The 14,493-nt window shown below is 33.3% G+C and carries 12 protein-coding genes; all 12 read left to right on the forward strand.

Features of this window, described 5'->3' with window-relative positions; all coding sequences use genetic code 11:
* Positions 1 to 2 precede the first annotated feature (2 nt).
* The 12 genes from gmd (at position 3) to ACE199_RS13915 (ending at position 14,475) form a co-directional block, all read left to right on the forward strand.
* A complete protein-coding gene (gene gmd, locus ACE199_RS13860; RefSeq protein WP_375350282.1) occupies positions 3 to 1,088 on the forward strand; it encodes a GDP-mannose 4,6-dehydratase in 1,086 nt (361 codons plus the stop codon).
* A gap of 89 nt (positions 1,089 to 1,177) precedes the next feature.
* Entirely contained in the window at positions 1,178 to 1,981 is an 804-nt protein-coding gene (locus tag ACE199_RS13865) for a WecB/TagA/CpsF family glycosyltransferase (RefSeq protein ID WP_375350283.1), read from the forward strand.
* 1 nt (position 1,982) lies between these two features.
* On the forward strand, positions 1,983 to 3,080 hold the full coding sequence (locus ACE199_RS13870) for a glycosyltransferase family 4 protein (protein ID WP_375350284.1): 1,098 nt from the start codon (positions 1,983 to 1,985) through the stop codon (positions 3,078 to 3,080).
* A gap of 96 nt (positions 3,081 to 3,176) precedes the next feature.
* Positions 3,177 to 4,382 (forward strand): glycosyltransferase, encoded by a 1,206-nt coding sequence (locus ACE199_RS13875; protein ID WP_375350285.1) that lies wholly within the window; start codon positions 3,177 to 3,179, stop codon positions 4,380 to 4,382.
* A gap of 119 nt (positions 4,383 to 4,501) precedes the next feature.
* The gene (locus ACE199_RS13880; protein ID WP_375350287.1) at positions 4,502 to 5,620 is read left to right on the forward strand and encodes a glycosyltransferase; all 1,119 of its coding nucleotides are present in this window, start codon (positions 4,502 to 4,504) and stop codon (positions 5,618 to 5,620) included.
* Between the two features lie 17 nt (positions 5,621 to 5,637).
* Positions 5,638 to 6,999 (forward strand): hypothetical protein, encoded by a 1,362-nt coding sequence (locus ACE199_RS13885; protein ID WP_375350288.1) that lies wholly within the window; start codon positions 5,638 to 5,640, stop codon positions 6,997 to 6,999.
* A gap of 29 nt (positions 7,000 to 7,028) precedes the next feature.
* On the forward strand, positions 7,029 to 8,195 hold the full coding sequence (locus ACE199_RS13890) for a glycosyltransferase (RefSeq protein WP_375350289.1): 1,167 nt from the start codon (positions 7,029 to 7,031) through the stop codon (positions 8,193 to 8,195).
* Positions 8,196 to 8,382: 187 nt separating this feature from the next.
* The gene (locus tag ACE199_RS13895) at positions 8,383 to 9,879 is read left to right on the forward strand and encodes a lipopolysaccharide biosynthesis protein (RefSeq protein WP_375350290.1); all 1,497 of its coding nucleotides are present in this window, start codon (positions 8,383 to 8,385) and stop codon (positions 9,877 to 9,879) included.
* Positions 9,869 to 10,777 carry an ATP-grasp fold amidoligase family protein gene (locus tag ACE199_RS13900; RefSeq protein WP_375350291.1) on the forward strand — a complete coding sequence of 303 codons (909 nt, stop codon included), beginning with the start codon at positions 9,869 to 9,871 and terminating at the stop codon, positions 10,775 to 10,777. The genes ACE199_RS13895 and ACE199_RS13900 overlap by 11 nt, the downstream gene beginning before the upstream one ends.
* A 17-nt stretch (positions 10,778 to 10,794) precedes the next feature.
* Positions 10,795 to 11,877 (forward strand): GDP-mannose 4,6-dehydratase, encoded by a 1,083-nt coding sequence (locus ACE199_RS13905; protein WP_375350292.1) that lies wholly within the window; start codon positions 10,795 to 10,797, stop codon positions 11,875 to 11,877.
* Between the two features lie 125 nt (positions 11,878 to 12,002).
* Positions 12,003 to 13,133, forward strand: a complete 1,131-nt coding sequence (locus ACE199_RS13910; protein WP_375350294.1) for a glycoside hydrolase family 5 protein — start codon at positions 12,003 to 12,005, stop codon at positions 13,131 to 13,133.
* Between the two features lie 502 nt (positions 13,134 to 13,635).
* On the forward strand, positions 13,636 to 14,475 hold the full coding sequence (locus ACE199_RS13915; protein WP_375350295.1) for a serine O-acetyltransferase: 840 nt from the start codon (positions 13,636 to 13,638) through the stop codon (positions 14,473 to 14,475).
* Positions 14,476 to 14,493 lie beyond the last annotated feature (18 nt).

Here is a 14,493-nt window from a genome sequence, read left to right on the forward strand (position 1 = left end):
GTATGAAAAAAGCATTAATTACCGGTGTAACAGGACAAGATGGTTCATATTTAGCAGAGTTTTTATTGGAAAAAGGATATGAAGTCCACGGTATCATTCGTCGTAGTTCTTCTTATAATCAAGAACGATTAGAAGATATTCTTACCGCTGAAGAAGCAGATGCATTAATCAATAATCAAAACTTCCACCTTCACTACGGAGATGTTACAGATGCTTTAAATGTTACTCGTATAATTGGTGAAATTCAACCAGATGAAATCTACAATCTCGCAGCGCAATCCCATGTTCGTGTTTCTTTTGACATGCCAGGATATACATTAGATGTAGATGCAAAAGGTACATTGAATATTTTGGAAGCAGTTCGGATTTTAGGATTAACAGATAAAACACATGTTTACCAAGCGTCCACTTCTGAGCTTTACGGAAAAGTTCAGGAGGTTCCACAAAAAGAAACGACTCCATTTTATCCGCGTTCTCCATATGGAGCAGCAAAGATATATGGATTCTGGATTACAAAGAATTATCGTGAATCCTATAATATGTTTGCAGTAAATGGAATTTTATTTAACCATGAATCTGAACGTCGCGGTGAAACGTTCGTAACCCGAAAAATCACACTTGCAGCAGCACGAATTGCTCAGAGGAAACAAAAGAAATTATTATTAGGAAATTTAGACTCTTTACGCGATTGGGGTTATGCGAAAGATTATGTTGAATGTATGTGGTTAATCCTTCAGCACCATAATCCTGAGGATTTTGTAATCGCAACTGGTGAAATGCATACTGTACGAGAATTCGTAGAGTTATCATTCAAACATGTTGGTGTTGAGATTGAATGGACGGGACAAGGAATAGAAGAGAAAGGTGTTAACAAAGCAACAGGTGATGTAATTGTTGAAGTTGATCCTAAATTTTTCCGTCCTGCAGAAGTAGATCAATTATTGGGAGATCCAACAAAAGCAAGAACATTATTAGGTTGGAATCCGACAAAAACTTCTTTCCAAGAGTTAGTTCGTATAATGGTCGAGGCAGATATGAAGAAAGTGGCGAATGAAGATGTAGCTAAAAAGATTTTTGATTATGTTTAAGTGAAATCATCACTTTTTTATATATGAAGTTTTTGATGATTTGTCGGAATATTATTAAATTACTTTTAATCCAATCGGGGGAAGCACAGATGTCAAATGTGTTGAGAAAGACTCCAGATGAATCTGTTGAGGGTTTTGTCCCAACAGTTGATAAATCGAAAATCCCTACATGCAATATCTTAGGGGTAAATATTGCCGCAATTAATATGGAGTGGCTGGTAGATTACTTAAATAAAAATATCAAAAACTTAACCGGAGATTACATCTGTGTGTCTAATGTGCATACCACTGTAACTAGCTATGAAGAACCGGATTATCGTGCTGTTCAGAACGGTGGTATTATGGCAATTCCGGATGGGGGTCCTTTAGCCACTCTTGGACGAAAACGGGGACATCAAAACATGGCTAGAACCACTGGACCTAGTCTTATGGGAGAAATTTTCAAGATTTCTGTCGAGAAAGGTTACCGCCATTACTTTTACGGATCAACAGAAGAAATTTTAGAAAAACTCTTTCAAAAGCTAAAAGAAAACTATCCTGGTTTAGAAATTGCCGGAATGTACAGTCCTCCTTTTCGTCCGATGACAGATGAGGAGGATGAAGCCGCTGTTAAAGCCATCAATGACACAAAACCTGACTTTGTCTGGATTGGGCTTGGCGCACCGAAGCAAGAAAGATGGATGGCTGCTCATCAGGGGAGGGTAACGGGCTTGATGATTGGCATCGGAGCTGGATTTGATTATTTTGCAGAAAACATTTCTAGGGCTCCTGAGTGGATGCAGAAGAGTAATCTTGAATGGCTTTATAGATTGCTGCAGGATCCAAAAAGACTTTTTAAGAGATATCTCCATACTAATACAAAATTTTTATGGTTAATTGCTAGAGGTAAGTGATATGGAAAAAAATATTATCGTTTTTTATGCACCTGTAGGTACAAATTTGACGCAATATCAAATAGGAGGAGGTGAAATTGGATGCCGGAGAACAAGAGAAATTTTAAAGAAGCATGGATTTGAAGTTATTACTATTGATAAGCCGATTATGGAAAAAAAAGGATTAATGAATTATTTTAAAATGGCACTGAAAGGATATACGAGACTTTGGAAAGCTTTAGTTTCTAATAATAGAGCTATCTTATATACAGTAGGTTTCTATGAAAGAAATGTCTACTTAGAATGGTTAATTATAATGACTGGAAAATTACTTTCTCGCAGGACAATCTACGAAGCAAGAAATGGCAGACTGGTCAAGGCATATTATGAATACGGAAAACTTTATAAGTTGTTTATGGATTCAATTCTTATGAAAGTAGATACAGTGTTTTGTCAAGGACTTGAATATGTAAGGTTTATAGAGCAAAGGTATAAAAAAAGGTCTGTATATTCTCCTAATTATGTGATGAACAAGTTTTTAAAAGAATATAGTGCGGATCGCCCGCTAGATGTTATTAGGTTGATCTACTTTGGTCGAGTTACTGAGGCAAAAAATATTGGAGTAATAGTTGAGGTGTGTAGTGAACTTCTAAAAAGAGGCTATAAAGTTGAGACGATTATTATTGGAGCTTACACAGAAGAATATAAAAGAGACCTGGATCAGTTTATTTCTAATTTGTATATCCCTAAAGACACAATCAGATTTTTAGGACATCAGCCTTTTGAGATTATAAGTGCAGAGTTACAAAAAGCACATTTTTTTATTTTTCCGTCGCAGGAGAAAAAGGAAGGACATTCAAATTCGCTCACAGAAGCTATGACATTTGGTGTGGTTCCAATTGTCAGTTCAGCGGGATTTAATAGTAGTATAGTTGCTAAACCAGAACTTGTTGTTAATGATATTGATGCAAGGCGATATGCTGATGTTGTTGATAAGATAATCCAGGATATGTCCTGGGGAATCTATTCAAAATTTGTATATGATCGGATAAGAGAAAATTATACTGAGGATAGGGTTAAAACCTCTATATTGAAAGCTATTTCTGAGTTAGTTGAATAGTAGATTCAGCACGTTATGTTCGTTTTATAAGTCGGAAATAGACATGTATTTATTAGTAACGAATATCAGCTATAACTTCATGTAGGAGTAATTTAAATGAAAAAAGTACTTTTTGTTATATCGGCATTAAACACTGGCGGAGCGGAAAAAAGCTTAGTCAATCTATTGAATCTTTTTGATTATTCAAAGTACAAAGTAGATTTGTTGTTATTTAAACATGAGGGTGCCTTTATGAAACAAGTACCAAAAGAAGTAAATATATTAAGCATACCTAACACATTGAAATATGCATTCAAATCTTTGGATTCTGATGGATTCAGAAAAATTTCCTCATTAAATGCAGGTTTTAGGAGATATCTTGGTACATCTTATACAAGATTGAGATATCACAGCAATGCTAATAGGGGGAAACAAATCCGCTGGAACACATTCTATAGAAAGGCTATCAAGGATTTACCAGGAGAATATGACGTAGCTATTTCTTATATGCACGGTGAAGGGATGTACTATGTTGCTGATAAGGTACGTGCAAAGAAGAAGGTTACATGGGTACACAATGATTATAATGCCGATGGTTTTGATAGAGAGTTAGATAGACCCTATTTTGCGAAATTCGATAGAATCGTGTCAATATCTGATGAATGTGTAAAAATATTTAATGACATTTTTCCTGATTTTGTTGACAAGACAATATGTATACCGAATCTCACAGTATCTTCTTTAATTAAGAAATTGGCACTTGATTTTCTTCCGAATGAATATGAGGAAGTTAGAGCAGCGGAACCTGAGAAGCCAATATTACTGTCAATTGGCAGGTTAAACGGCCAAAAAGGATTTGATGTGGCAATTCAAACGGCAAAAGTTATGCAGGATCAAAGCATTAATTTTATATGGTATATTATCGGACAGGGTGAGTTAAAAGAAAAGTTACAGAAGCAAATAAATGATGCACAGGTAGAAGACAAAGTCATTTTATTAGGGATCAGAGAGAATCCATATCCCTATTTCTATTATTGTGACATAGTCGTTCAACCATCCAGATATGAAGGGAAATCTGTCGTGTTGGATGAAGCTAAGATCTTAAGTAAACCGATTGTTGTTTCCAATTATGATACCGTTAAGGATCAAATTATAGAAGACTCAGAAGGAATAGTTGTACCTCTTGAACCTCATCAAATCGCCGGGGCTATTATAGATTTATTGAACAATCCAAATAAACGACTACAATTGAGTGACTATTTACAAAAACACGAATATGGCAACGAGGACTTAATTGAAATGTACTACAATCAAATCAACTAAAAATAATAACTAGCACTTCTTTGAAATTTAATAAAGGGTATTTAAAAATATTTTGCTTCTATTTTTGTGAAAATGGATATATTCCTAATTTTGGATTTCTTCTAAGGGGATTTTTAGATATGCCTATTAAAAAGTATCTTTTTGTAACGAATTCTCTCTCGTCCGGTGGAGCAGAGAGAGTTGTATCAATATTAGCAAGTGGTATGGCTGAAAAAGGGTATGATGTTCATTTAATACTATATGAGAGAGTGAAAAGTGAATATCCTATTTCTGATAAAGTGAGACTCCACCTATTACCTAAAAGAAATGGTGAAAGTAAAATTAAATATTATACACAAAAATTTTTAACAATGAGGAAAATGATTTATAAAATCAGCCCTGATATAATTATCCCGTTTTTACCTGATCAAGTAAACCATTTCTTTTTAGCATCAAGATTTATGAAAATTCCATTCATATCTACTGTCAGAAATAATCCGTTTCTTTATCCTGAATCTAAAAAGATGAGGTTTGTTGGAAAAATGGTTGCATTATTATCAACCGGTATCTTTCTGCAAACTGAGGAACAAGCTGAATTTTTTCCGGAATTTGCAAGAAAAAAAATGATTGTGGTGCCTAATCCGGTAAGCAATGTCTTAATAGAGTGCAATTATCAGAAAAGGGAATCCATCGCGGAAATAGCTACTTTTGGGAGGTTAAGTGCTCAGAAAAATCAGAGCCTCTTAATCAAGGCCTTTGCAATGGTTTATAAAACAAATAAGTCCATAAAATTGAGTCTCTATGGATCAGGGGAAGAAAAAAACACTTTGAAGGTTCTAGTAAAAGAATTGGGAATAGAGGATGCTGTGACTTTTAAAGGAAGAGTGTCTAATGTTGCAGATGCGCTTATGTCTACAGATCTCTTTGTTTTATCGTCCAATTATGAAGGGATGCCGAATGCTCTTATGGAAGCTATGGGTGTTGGATTACCTTGTATATCGACGGATTGTCCTACTGGTCCTAAAGATCTGATACAAAACCAAAAAAATGGTATTTTGGTTAAAAGTAATGATGTCAGTGAATTAGTATCTGCCATTCATTACTGTGTAGAGAATCCTTTATTTTGCCAGGAAGCAGGAAGTGCGGCAAAGCAAAAAGTAAAAGAAGAATTTCAAGTCGATATCGTTATAGAAAAATTTATAAGAGAAATAAATCAAATAATAGAGAAACATGTTCAGAAAGGAAGTTTTCAAATTTAACTATTAATTGGCAGCCAATGGAAAATCAGGGTAGATTAGCTGACCATTGGATAGCTGCAAGGGGCAAAACTATGCATCTGAATGAGATGAAAATTAATGTAAAAGGATTACTATTTTATAGCATAATACTGCTAATGCTAATTAATTTAATTTTGCCGGGAATTATGGGGGCTTGGAGTAAAACGGATGGGGCGGTGGCATACACTTATGTATTCAATTACTCTAATTTCACATCAGCATGCTCAAGTATAGCTATCCTTTTACTGTATATTTTATTAGCTTTTTGTATAAGTAGTCATCAAAAAAGAGGCAAAATTAATTTGATTATTGCTTTAAGCATTCTTATTTTTTTTATTTGGTGTATGATTTCCGTTTTTGAAGCAAATATACATGAGATTTTTCTAAGTGATATTTCCATAAATTTAGGTTTAGTTCCGTTATTTTATTTACTTGGCTATGATAAGACTGTATTTGAGAGTGCTAAAAAAGTTATTCCATATATAATCGTTACAATGGTCGTACTTATTTTATGGGGGAGTATTTCCTTTATTTTACAGTATGGGATTTCGGTTGAGACGAGATCATCACCAAGTAAAGAAATGTTTTCGGTTTTAATCAGTGCTTATTGGTGTTATGCATTAGGAATGTCTGATAATAGAAGTACCCATAAGTCTTTCAAATATATTCTAGGCATATGTTTATTAATTTGTGCTTTTCTAATTCGTTCAAGAAGTTGGGTTATTCAGAGTGTTTTCATACTCTATTCTATAATGGTCGTTGGTGTAGGTAAAAATAGTCTCTTGAGGAAAATACTATCTGTTAGTATCGTGTTGCTTGTTTTTATCTTAATGATCGTGTTATTGCCTAATGTTACGGGAGCTCTTTTTAACCGCATTGGTGAAGATACTAGATCTGGACAGTACGAAATATTCTTTTCCCAAGTAAGTCCACTTAGTTTACTATGGGGAAACGGCCTTAATGCTGGTTATAGTTATCTAGGAAATCCCAACTATAAGTATTTTGATAATCAATATATTTATATCATGTTTCATTACGGAATGGTTCCAATTCTTTGCATGATAGGTGTGGTAAGCCCGTTATTTAGAAGAATGAAAAGAATGAGTTTAAATAAAGATGAAAAAACATTTCTTTTCGGTTGCCGATTAATGAGTATCTTCTTTTTGGCAGCTTTAGGGGGATTATCGGTCTATTATAAATTAGGGTGGAATTTGAATACACTATTAGTGTTTATCTTTATTGGAAGAGCACATAAAATGGTGAAAGAATCAAGAAAAGTCCCCTTAAAGAACAATAACATTCAAACAGAAACTTCAACGACAATAAATAGAAATTTGATGAGAACAACAGTAAATAATTGATTAGTTAGTCAATCATATGGAGGCAGTTTATGAAGAAAAGAATTTTTCTATTTGGATATTCCGATTTCCCCAGGGGGTCAGCAAAAGCTAATTATATCCAATATTTGAGTCAGGCATTGAAAGAGGCGGAATATGAAGTGTATGTTATTTCAAACATAAACGAAGAATTCAGACTACAAATGAAAGATGGCCATCTTGTGTATAAAGGTATAAAGATCATTCCATTTAATATAACTAACATAAGAATTCTACGACGCTTACAATTTCAATATTTTCTAGGGCATATCTTAGTTAATATATTAAAGAAGTATCATATTACAAGAGAAGATATTGTTTTGGTGTATTCCGGGGATTTGGATGTTAATCGCGAAATTTTAAAATATAAAAGAAAGATAGGTTTCAAAACAGTAAACATTGTTGTCGAATGGTCTGATAGCAGCTATTTTGATTCAAAGCAGCGAGAAAAGAGATACAACATTTATTTAGAACATTTTTTACCACAACATGATTTAATTTTCCCCATTTCTTCATATATAGAAAAATATTTAATTAGAAATAGGTGTAAAAGCATGCTCTTACCAATTATGGCAGATACACTTGAATACCCAGTAGGAGAAAAAGCGTTTAATAAAATTAAGTTTATTTTTCCAGGCAATGGATTAATGAAAGATGCAATAGAGGTAGTCATTAAAAGTTTTAGTCAATTGACTTTTCAAGAAAAAGAACGAGTGGAATTACATTTATGTGGAATTAAGGAGGAGAAAGTTAAAAATCTATTGTCTCCCCATGAATATGAAAGTCTAAAAGATATACTTGTAGTACATAAATGGATGCATTATGAAGAGCTGATCGAATTGTATCAGTCCATGCATTTTTTGATTTTGGTTAGAGAAGAAAAACAAATGACTTTAGCTAATTTTCCAAGTAAAGTTCCGGAGGTAATGTGCTATGGTGTTATACCAATTGCATCGCGTGTAGGTGATTATACTAAATATTATTTGGATGATAATGTAAATAGCCTGATCCTTGATGGATGCAGCATCGATTTATGTTTAGAGATAATCCGTAAAGCCTTGTCTTTGACGCAAGAAGAACTATTAGAACTATCATTTAATGCAAGAAAATGTGCTGAAAACAAATTTGATTATAGAAATTGGGTAGGGAAAATCCATTATGCGCTAGAAAGTTTAGATTAAATTCAAGCCTGGACTCTAAAAAGAAAGCGTTGATGGATTTGTGTGTTCCTTATTAAGAATTAAGAGAAAAATGCTGCTATTAACGAATGTGTATGTGAAAATTATTTGAGATGTATTTCCATTAGTTTTATAGGCTTTTTACTTAGACTGTTAACCGAAGTATATATTAATCGATAGAGAGGTCAACATGGAAGAAAAAAATCTTAAGAATAAAGTTGTATCTGGGTTGTTTTGGACATTTGGTGAGAGAATGATGACGCAAGGTGTTTCATTTACTCTATCGATTATTTTAGCGCGGCTGCTTATGCCTAATGAGTTTGGTGCAGTAGCTTTGATTCTTATTTTTATAAATTTAGCAAATGTTTTCGTATCACATGGAATCGGCGAGTCATTAATACAAAAAAAGAATGCAAATGAAACAGACTTTTCGACGATTTTTTATTGTAGTTTGGGAATATCCATTTTTCTATATGTGCTATTATTTTTATCCGCTCCACATATAGCGAATTTCTATGATAATTCTGAATTAGTACAGGTATTACGAATACTTGCATTGGTTATACCTGTTTCGTCGATTAGAACAATCCAGGAAGCATATGTTTCTAAAAAAATGATATTTAAAAAGTTCTTCTTTTCGAACTTTGCTGGAACATTGGTGTCTGGATTAATTGGTATATTAATGGCATATTACGGATTTGGTATGTGGGCACTAGTCGCTCAATACCTAATTAATACGATAGTTGGTACAATTGTCTTGTTTTTTACAGTACAGTGGAAGCCTAGACTATTGTTTTCTATAAATTCTGCTAAGGACCTGATGGGATTTGGATGGAAACTAATGGCGGCTAATTTTATTAATATCGTGTATAACGAGTCGAGAGGTCTTATAATCGGTAAAATTTATACAATGGCTGATCTAGCCTATTTTAATAGAGGGAATCAGTTTCCTGGTCTTATTATTTCCAATATTAATACAGCCATCTCAAATGTTGTATTTCCGGCGATGGCAGAGGTAAATGATGATATCAGTCGTCTAAAAGCCGTAACGAGAAGAGCTATGAAAATTACTGCCTATTTAGTTTTCCCTCTTATGATCGGCTTAATGAGTGTGGCACATTCTCTAGTCCTGGTTTTACTAACTGAAAAATGGTTGTTAGTTGTTCCATTTTTACAGATTTGTTGTGTTTATTGGTTATTTCAACCAGTTCAAACGGCCAACTGGCAAGCTATTAAGGCATTGGGACGAAGTGACTTGTTAATGAATCTAGAAATCTTAAAAAAAGTAATTGGTGTATCGATTCTTTTGTTAAGTATGAATATAAGTGTATATGCAATTGCACTATCTAATGCTGTTTTTGCGGGTATTTCAATGATCATTAACATGATCCCGAATAAAAAGTTGATCAATTATTCAATGACAGAGCAATTTCGTGATTTGGCACCGCCGTTATTATTATCGATAGCAATGGGAGGGATAATCTATACGATTTCGTGGATTCATTTACCAGTTATTGCAACATTAGCATTACAAATAGTATGTGGTGGAATCATCTATATTGGCGCTTCTTATATGTTTCAACTTGATAGTTTTGTGTACTTAAGTAATATGATCATTAAAAAAATAAGTAAAAACAAGAATGCACATTTACTAAGTAAAAGTGAAGGTGAAACTATTGTTAAATAAAATTAACGGAATAATTAAAAAACCGGAAAAGGCTGTTTTATGGGCCAATTGGAAAGGATATTTAAATTGGCTCCCAGATAAAATCTACCTTAATATTATGTATAAATCGAGAATGAAAAAAAAACTGAATTTGAAAAATCCAAAAACATTTAACGAGAAACTTCAATGGCTCAAAATTTATGACCGGCATCCTAAATATATACAAATGGTAGATAAGTATGAAGTGAAAAAATACATTACGGAAAAAATCGGCCCAGACTATATTATTCCTACTTACGGGATCTGGAATTCTTTTGATGAAATTAATTTTGCAACGCTGCCAAACCAATTTGTTCTAAAATGTACACATGATTGTGGCGGGTTAATCATATGCAGAGATAAAAGCACATTTGATATAGAGATAGCTAGAAACAAAATCAATAGGTGCTTGAAAAGAAACTATTTTTATAATGGTCGTGAGTGGCCATATAAAAATGTAAAACCAAGAGTAATAGCCGAAAAATATATGGAAGATCCTTCATCAATCGTATTAAAAGATTACAAATTCTATTGTTTTAATGGAAAGCCAGAGTTCGTACAGTTATCTCAAGGTATGGAGAAACACAGTACGGCATCTATGGCTTTTTTAACTTTAGAATGGGGACGTTTACCATTTGAAAGGAGCGATTTTTTACGGATACACAAACTTCCTCCTAAGCCGTTAAATTTTGAACTAATGAAATCATTAGCAGAAAAGCTAGCAGAGGGGCATCTTTTCTTACGTGTTGATTTATATGAAATTAATGAAAACGTATATTTCTCTGAATTAACATTTTCGCCTACGAGCGGATTTATACCAATTATTCCACACGAATATGATGAGCAAGTTGGAAGGTTGCTTGTACTACCAAACAAATAGTAAAGGGTGTTATGATTATGAATATCAATTTTAGTAATAAATCCATTTTAATTACAGGTGCAGCTGGTTTTATTGGCTTTTACTTAGCTAAACAGATTTTAGAAACCAATGATAACACCGTTTCAATCATAGGTCTTGATAATATGAATGATTATTACGACGTTTCTTTAAAGGAAACGAGATTGTCAACTTTGAATGAAATAGCATCTGATGAATCTAAAGGGAACTTCACTTTTATTAAAGGTTCCCTGTCAGACAAATTCCTCATTGATTCTCTGTTTGATCAGTACAAACCGAATATTGTTGTCAACCTTGCTGCCCAAGCTGGTGTTCGTTATAGTATTACAAATCCGGAAGCATATATTGAATCTAACTTAGTTGGTTTCTGTAATATTCTTGAAGCTTGCCGCCATTCCTATGATCATGGAGCGAAAGGGGTTGAACATCTTGTGTATGCATCATCTTCCTCTGTTTATGGATCTAATAAAAAGGTTCCATATTCTACAGATGACAAGGTAGATCATCCTGTATCCTTATATGCCGCCACAAAGAAATCTAATGAACTGTTGGCTCATTCGTATTCTAAGTTGTACGGTATTTCTTCGACGGGTTTACGTTTCTTTACCGTTTACGGTCCAATGGGAAGACCAGATATGGCATACTTTGGGTTTAGCAATAAACTGGTTAAAGGAGAAAAAATTCAAATTTTTAATTATGGTAATATGATGCGGGATTTCACTTATATCGATGATATTGTGACCGGCGTCATAAATGTTATGAGTAAAACACCAGATACAAATGAAGATGGTGTGAAGTATAAGGTATACAACATCGGGAATAATCAGCCAGAAAGTCTCTTGTACTTTGTCGAGACACTTGAGAAGTGCTTGATGAGAGAAGGGATTATAGATAAACCTGCTGAAAAAGAGCTTCTTCCTATGCAGCCTGGTGATGTTTACCAAACTTATGCAGATGTAGATGAACTTGTGAAAGACTTTGGTTTCAAACCTAGTACGAGTCTTGAAGAAGGTCTTAGTCGATTTGCTAAGTGGTATAAGGAATATTATTTGCTCAATTCTAGGTATAGTAATATAATTTAGATTTTTTTGGAAATTTATAATATTACTTATTTATTAATAAATTAAGGGTAAATAACTTATTTTTTAAGCCTGTGGCCCTATCTAAAAAAAGAAAATATCGTTTTTTATGAAGGTGATCATGATTTATGATAAAAACGAATAAAAAATGGTTATGGTTAATTTTTCCTCTTTTATTTCTGCTGTTTATTTTTCAAACCACTGTCTCTACTGTAAAGCAAATGGACTTTTCAAAAGGAATGAATCTTAATGGTTGGTTTGTATGGCAATTTGGTAATAACTCACTTACTTTTTACAATGAAAATGATGCTAAACAATTAAAAAATCTAGGATTTACTTATGTTCGTATTCCAGTTGACCCAGATTATATTTGGGATTATGAAAACGATCAATTAATGCACATGTCGGAAATTAAACGAGCAATTGATATTAATAATAGCCAAGGACTTGCAGTAACTTTAGATTTACATCCAACAGAAACAATTACTGATAAACAAAACGATCCTAGTACAAAACGAGAAATGTACTCGCTTTGGAGTGCATTATCAAAGGAATTAAAAAATTATCCTTCTGACCAATTATCTTTTGAATTATTTAATGAACCGAACTTTACAAACTATAACGCTTGGCGTGATTTTATGGATAAATCCATTAAAGCTGTTCGAGAAAATGATTCTAAACGTACGCTTTTAATTAATTCAAACACATTTTCTCATTTGGAAACACTTGTTTCAAGTGAGCCTTTCAGTGATAATAATTTAGTTTATGTTTTTCATTTTTATAACCCATTTGTATTTACTCATCAAGGTTGGCAATGGTGGGAGGAGTCTCCTGTTAAAGAATTGAGAAATATTCCATATCCAACCTCACCTGAAATGGTAGCACCACTCCTTCAAGAACTATCACCAGAAGCACAGTCAATGTTAAAATGGTATGGAAGTGAAAAATGGAATCAGCAAAAAATTGAACAACAAATTATGCAGGTTGTAAAATGGCGTGATCAACATCAAACAAAAGTTATCATGAATGAATTCGGTGCTTATAAACAATATGCAAAACCAGAAGATAGAAATGCTTGGATCCATGATGTTCGTACCACGGTAGAAAAATATAATATCGGATGGGCATTTTGGAGTTATGATGATAATCAATTTGGTTTATTCTCTTCTCGTTCAAGTGTGACGGGTGAGCGTTCGATAGACAAAGAAACCTCACAAGCGCTTGGTTTAGATGTCAATAGAAATGAAAAAAAGAGGTAGTTAAACTAGAGACAGAAGATTACGATATTGCTTTTTAATAATTAGCACTAAAGTATTAATTCACCCCAATCAATCATTAAGATCCAAAGATTGATACTTAATGATACACCTCAGACTAACCCCATTAGACAATTACCGTCATGATTCATAATAGTACCTCCTAAATTTTTATAAAGTCGCATTGCTTGTTTTTCATTTGCCAATAAGTTAAATATTTTTTATTTTAATGAATTTATGGTTGGATGCGAGCCAAAACGGGTATGTGGACCTGTTCGATATCCAAACACTTTTGCGGCAATCATTGCGGCATATTCGTTTTATATTTTCACCATTATGATTCTTAAAAAATCTTTTGATTGGGTAAATGGGTTTCTGATGATATCGACTGTAGCTTATGAAGCAGTATTATTAAATACCTATTCAAGAGGTGCTTATATCTTTTTTGTAGGTACTTTCATTTTAGCTATTATTTTACCAAACAAAGGGAAGAGAGGAGATAAACATGGAAGAACGATGTTTAATAGAAATTTATAACCAACTTAAGAAAAGTTATGCAACAAACAGTGCTTCTAATATGTTGCAAAAAGGAATATTAGAAAAAGATATAGTAATGTTTTTAAATGATTATAGAAAGGTGTTGTTACCGGAGTATTTCTATAATAAGGAACTCACACTTCAAGAATTAAATCATTTCGGGAAAATAATACACAAAATCCTAAAATTTACAGAACATGGTAATTTTTTATCTGAAGAGGATTCAATGATTATTCTTGGAAAAATCCCAACTATCAGAACGATGGTTTTAAAGGATATTGAGGCAGCCTTTATAAAGGATCCTGCAGCAAAAAGCTATGAAGAAGTAGTTAAAACGTATCCTGGTTTATTTGCGATTATGATTCATAGAGTTTCTCATGAATTATATAAATTGGGATATTTACTTTTTTCTCGGATGTTGTCTGAATATTCCCACATAAGAACGGGTATAGATATCCATCCAGGAGCAACAATTGGTGAAAGTTTTTTCATGGATCACGGTACTGGGATTGTTATTGGAGAGACTACGATTATTGGTAACAATGTAACTATTTACCAAGGTGTAACGCTGGGTGCATATTCTTTTCATCGTGATGAAAATGGAAACATAATTAAAGGATTGAGGAGACACCCAACAATCCAAGATAATGTAACCATTTATGCAGGTGCCACAATTCTTGGAGGAGAGACAATAGTAGGAAAAAACTCTATTATTAGTGGCAATGTTTGGCTTACAGAAAGTGTTTTACCAAATAGTAAAGTCATTTCGAAGTTTGAAAATAAAATTTATTACCCGAGAACAGAATGATATGGCTTAAAAAAGTGC

The organism is Peribacillus sp. Hz7, assembly GCF_042136355.1.
GTDB classification, from domain to species: Bacteria; Bacillota; Bacilli; order Bacillales; family DSM-1321; genus Peribacillus; species Peribacillus asahii_A.

Coding starts and splice junctions, on each gene's coding strand:
- gmd (WP_375350282.1), top strand. CDS start 3: ATGAAAAAAGCATTAATTACCGGTGTAACAGGACAAGATGGTTCATAT.
- ACE199_RS13865 (WP_375350283.1), top strand. CDS start 1,178: ATGTCAAATGTGTTGAGAAAGACTCCAGATGAATCTGTTGAGGGTTTT.
- ACE199_RS13870 (WP_375350284.1), top strand. CDS start 1,983: ATGGAAAAAAATATTATCGTTTTTTATGCACCTGTAGGTACAAATTTG.
- ACE199_RS13875 (WP_375350285.1), top strand. CDS start 3,177: ATGAAAAAAGTACTTTTTGTTATATCGGCATTAAACACTGGCGGAGCG.
- ACE199_RS13880 (WP_375350287.1), top strand. CDS start 4,502: ATGCCTATTAAAAAGTATCTTTTTGTAACGAATTCTCTCTCGTCCGGT.
- ACE199_RS13885 (WP_375350288.1), top strand. CDS start 5,638: ATGGAAAATCAGGGTAGATTAGCTGACCATTGGATAGCTGCAAGGGGC.
- ACE199_RS13890 (WP_375350289.1), top strand. CDS start 7,029: ATGAAGAAAAGAATTTTTCTATTTGGATATTCCGATTTCCCCAGGGGG.
- ACE199_RS13895 (WP_375350290.1), top strand. CDS start 8,383: ATGGAAGAAAAAAATCTTAAGAATAAAGTTGTATCTGGGTTGTTTTGG.
- ACE199_RS13905 (WP_375350292.1), top strand. CDS start 10,795: ATGAATATCAATTTTAGTAATAAATCCATTTTAATTACAGGTGCAGCT.
- ACE199_RS13910 (WP_375350294.1), top strand. CDS start 12,003: ATGATAAAAACGAATAAAAAATGGTTATGGTTAATTTTTCCTCTTTTA.
- ACE199_RS13915 (WP_375350295.1), top strand. CDS start 13,636: ATGGAAGAACGATGTTTAATAGAAATTTATAACCAACTTAAGAAAAGT.